6 protein-coding genes and 1 pseudogene are annotated in these 3,784 nt (G+C 58.7%); 1 reads left to right on the forward strand and 6 read right to left on the reverse strand.

Annotated elements, in window-relative coordinates; all coding sequences use genetic code 11:
• Together PFH44_RS25765 and budA are read right to left on the reverse strand one after the other, a co-directional pair.
• The coding region (locus PFH44_RS25765) for a thiamine pyrophosphate-binding protein (RefSeq protein WP_283826590.1) at positions 1–260 on the reverse strand (260 nt) is incomplete at its 3' end.
• A gap of 10 nt (positions 261–270) precedes the next feature.
• Positions 271–1,050 carry an acetolactate decarboxylase gene (gene budA / locus PFH44_RS25770; RefSeq protein ID WP_045858713.1) on the reverse strand — a complete coding sequence of 260 codons (780 nt, stop codon included), beginning with the start codon at positions 1,048–1,050 and terminating at the stop codon, positions 271–273.
• Between the two features lie 106 nt (positions 1,051–1,156).
• On the opposite strand from budA, the gene PFH44_RS25775 reads away from it, so the two are divergent.
• Positions 1,157–2,029, forward strand: coding sequence for a LysR family transcriptional regulator (locus PFH44_RS25775; RefSeq protein ID WP_045858711.1), 873 nt, complete (start codon positions 1,157–1,159; stop codon positions 2,027–2,029).
• Positions 2,030–2,042: 13 nt separating this feature from the next.
• Here PFH44_RS25775 and cspF read toward each other — a convergent pair whose 3' ends face one another.
• The 4 genes and pseudogenes from cspF to PFH44_RS25795 form a co-directional block, all read right to left on the reverse strand.
• Positions 2,043–2,255 carry a cold shock-like protein CspF gene (gene cspF, locus PFH44_RS25780; RefSeq protein WP_045858708.1) on the reverse strand — a complete coding sequence of 71 codons (213 nt, stop codon included), beginning with the start codon at positions 2,253–2,255 and terminating at the stop codon, positions 2,043–2,045.
• 196 nt (positions 2,256–2,451) lie between these two features.
• Positions 2,452–2,622, reverse strand: coding sequence for a YnfU family zinc-binding protein (locus tag PFH44_RS25785; RefSeq protein ID WP_217698331.1), 171 nt, complete (start codon positions 2,620–2,622; stop codon positions 2,452–2,454).
• A 167-nt stretch (positions 2,623–2,789) separates the two neighbouring features.
• Positions 2,790–3,560: a 3-hydroxybutyrate dehydrogenase gene (locus PFH44_RS25790; protein WP_045858706.1), complete on the reverse strand. Its 771-nt coding sequence runs from the start codon at positions 3,558–3,560 to the stop codon at positions 2,790–2,792.
• A 37-nt stretch (positions 3,561–3,597) separates the two neighbouring features.
• Positions 3,598–3,784, reverse strand: a pseudogene (locus PFH44_RS25795) (GntP family permease); the annotation flags it as partial.

The following is a 3,784-nucleotide window of genomic DNA, read 5'->3' on the forward strand; positions in this document are numbered from 1 at the left end:
TTTGGGCAGCCGGGACCTGAGGTGACCAGCGCGACGCCCGCTTTCCCGGTGATCCGCCCGACCGCCGCGGCCATAAAGGCGGCGTTGGCCTCGTGGCGCACCGGAATAATGCGGATTGAGGAGTCGAGGAGGGAATCAAACACCTTGTCGATTTTGGCACCGGGGATGCCGAAGACCTGGCGTACGCCCTGGGCCTCAAGCTGGCTGACGATGAGGTCGGCACCGTGGGCCCACTGACGTTCGTGACGCGGTTTGTCCATCTGAAGCTCCTTAGTTTTCTACCGCACGAATGGCGGCATCGAGATTGTCAGGATGCAGGTCGGCCTGCAGGAAAGCGCTGTCGGCCGGGAGGTCAATCATCAGCTTGTGGATCTCGCCGAAGGTCAGCACGCCGCTATCGAGCTGGTAGTCCAGCAGATGGCCGCCTCCCTGGCGATCGTCGGTAATAAAGTGCTCGTGGTAGCCGGCAACGTTGAGGCCCTGCATATGCTGCGGGGTGCGAAAGCCGACCAGCGTCCCCTTGCGCTGGTTGAAGCGGAAAACCGGCTGGTCATCCAGCACGTCGGTCATCGCCCGATAGGGCGGCGTCTGCCGCGGCACGGTGCGGGTGTGGGCGTGGCGAAAGTGGCCATCAATATGCAGAGCGCAGAACAGGTTATCGGAGGGGATTTGCCGGTTGATAACGTCGTGCAGCTGCTGGCGGCTGACCGGGTGGTCAAAGGTTTTACGGTACTGCGGTCGGAACCAGGTCATCACCGCGAAGGGCGTTTTTTGATCCGCCCGGGCTTTACGCGCGCTGCCGTCGGCACGCAGCTGGTAGACCTCGCTGCTAAAGGCTATCAGCTCGCCATCGAGTTCGTTAAAGGTCCCGAGGCCGAAGTCGCCGTGGGTCAGCAGGTCGGCGATGGTGGTGCTCCCCTCATAGACCCCGCTCAGCAGCGCGCTCATCAGAGAGGTCTGATAGATAACGCTATCAGGATGGTGGGCAGAGAAGCCGCGTACGGTTTCGCACAGGCTCTCCTGGCAGGTGCATTCAGGATAATGATTCACAATCCACTTCCTCGTTCAACAAATATAAGAAAGATTAAATAAATGTTGACCCGATTCAGCTCACAGTTCCAATATAGAATCCATCCTTGTTTGAGACGTTTTCGATATGGAACTTCGCTATTTACGTTATTTTGTCGCCGTCGCCGAGGCGCGGAACTTCACCCGGGCGGCCCACGATCTTGGGATTTCTCAGCCGCCGTTAAGTCAGCAAATTCAGCGTCTTGAGCGCGAAATAGGGACCCCGCTGCTGCGCCGCCTGACGCGCGGGGTTGAGCTGACGGAGGCCGGGGAGTCGTTCTACGTCGACGCGTGTCAGATCCTCGCCTTAAGCGATGCGGCGCTGGAAAAAACCAAGGGGATTGCGCGGGGCATGAACGGTAGCCTGGTGCCGGGGATCACCAGTTCAGCAGCTTTTCATTCGCAGATTTTCTCTTTGCTGTACCAGTTTCAGCAGCGCTATCCGTCGGTGGCCCTGCGCCAGGTCGAAGGCAATATGGCGACGCTGATGCACGCCCTGGGCGAGGCGGAGCTGGATATCGCCTTTGTGCGCCTGCCGTGTGAAAGCAGCAAGGCCTTTAATTTGCGCATTATTGCCGAGGAGCCGATGGTTATCGCGCTGCATCGCTCGCACCCGCTCTCCGGGGAAAGCGCGCTTTCTCTGGCGCAGCTGAGCGACGCGGTACCGGTTATTTTCCCGCCGGAGGTCGCGCCGGGGCTCTACGAGCAGGTTTATGCTAGCTGCCGGCGTGCTGGGGTCGATATGAGCCGCGCCAGGCAATCTTCACAGATCTCGTCTTCCATTAGCATGGTGGACGCGGGTTTCGGCTTTGCTCTGGTGCCTCAGTCGATGACCTGTATTCGCCACCCCAACGTCACCTGGCATCCCCTGCTGGACGCGTCGCTGAAGACCGAGATCGCCATCGCGTGGCGACGTTTTGAACGCTCGCGGACGGTAAAGCGTTTTCTGGAGATGTTTTAGGCGGGACGCAGGGCTAGCAGGTATAGACGTTTGCCGCGGTTGGCCCGCGCAGCCCGTTAACCCGACGAAACTCAACGCGAATACCGGGCGTCATTGCCGTGGACTCGCCGGGGGATAATGCGGAAATATGAACCTGAACGTCTTTACGACCGTCGGAAGGGGCGATAAGGCCTCTGCCGGTTTTATTATCAAAGCTTTTGACAATGCCTGTCATTTTTTGGAACAAATAAACTCCTGGTAAAAACAGGAATGCGCTAACCCGGGGTTATGCAAAGAAATACAATATTGAGCTATTTAAAACCCGCCGGAGTGCGGGTTTTCTATTTGCCTGAACGGAATACAACCGATTGTCTCATTCGACCCAATAATAAGAATTATCTAAATAACGGGGCAAGGCACAATCAGCGTCGGGCATTTAGGGATTAGGCGGCGTTTCTGGGTGATGACTGGAAGAGTTTGTGGCAGTAAGGGCAGATGAGCTGGGCGCCTTTTTGTACTCGGCTAAAGCTATGTTCTGATTCCTGGGAGCAGTTAGGGCAGGAGCATTTTACAAGGTAATTACGGCGAGTTTTCGAGTCTTTTCGATCTGACATATGATTTTTTCCTGATGTAATGGCCGGCAACCATACATCATTCTGCTATCAATAGCTCGAAATGATTTCGCCGCGGGCAAATAAGCGCCTGATTGGTCAAGGCTATTTACGCAATCCCGGCGGGGCGGGAGGACGATGCGGCAGCCCCGTCTTCCGCCCCGCGACGGCTATTGCGCGACCCAGCCGCCGTCCATATTCCACGCGGCGCCGCGCACCTGGGCGGCGGCATCGCTGCACAGGAATAGCGCCATCTCCCCCAGCTGCTCCGGGGTAACGAACTCGCCGGAGGGCTGCTTTTCGGCCACCAGCTGCTCTCTGGCCAGCTGCGGGTCCGTGCCTTCGGCGATGCGTCGGTCGATCTGCTGCTGCACCAGCGGGGTCAGCACCCAGCCGGGGCAGATAGCATTGCAGGTGATGCCGGTTCTGGCGGTCTCCAGCGCCAGGGTTTTGGTCAAGCCGATCGCCCCATGCTTAGCCGCCACGTAGGCCGACTTATCCTTAGAGGCTACCAGACCGTGCACCGAGGCGATGTTGATAATGCGTCCCCAGTTGCGTTCGCGCATGCGCGGCAGCGCCAGCCGGCTGGTGTGGAAAATGCTCGACAGGTTAATGGCGAGAATATCGTCCCATTTCTCGACGGCGAAGGACTCGACCGGCGCGACGTGCTGAATACCGGCGTTGTTGACGACGATATCGACGCCGCCAAACTCGCGTTCGGCCCAGGCGAACATCGCTTCGATTTGGCCTACGTCGCGCAGGTCGGCGTCGTGGTAGCCCGGCGCGAGCCCCAGCTGCGCGACCTCGGCGCAGGCGGCCTGGCTATCGCCAAAGCCGTTGAGAAGGGTCTGCGCTCCGGCTTTCGCCAGCACCCGGGCGATCCCTAAACCAATGCCGCTCGTTGAGCCGGTGATCAGCGCGACTTTACCTTGAAGATTCATCTTATTTTCCTTAGCGTTACCGGTTAAACACTGTCAGTTACACGATACCGGTTAAATAGAAGACGGCAATCACGAACAGGACCGCCAGGCTCTTAATCACGGTGATGGCGAAGATCCCGCCGTAGGCCTGGCGGTGGCTGAGTCCGGTGATGGCGAGCAGCGTAATGACCGCGCCGTTGTGCGGCAGCGTATCCATCCCGCCGCTGGCCATTGAGGCCACGCGG

Origin of the sequence: Klebsiella sp. Ech2A, from assembly GCF_030078455.1 — a bacterium.
Taxonomy (GTDB): domain Bacteria; phylum Pseudomonadota; class Gammaproteobacteria; order Enterobacterales; family Enterobacteriaceae; genus Klebsiella; species Klebsiella terrigena.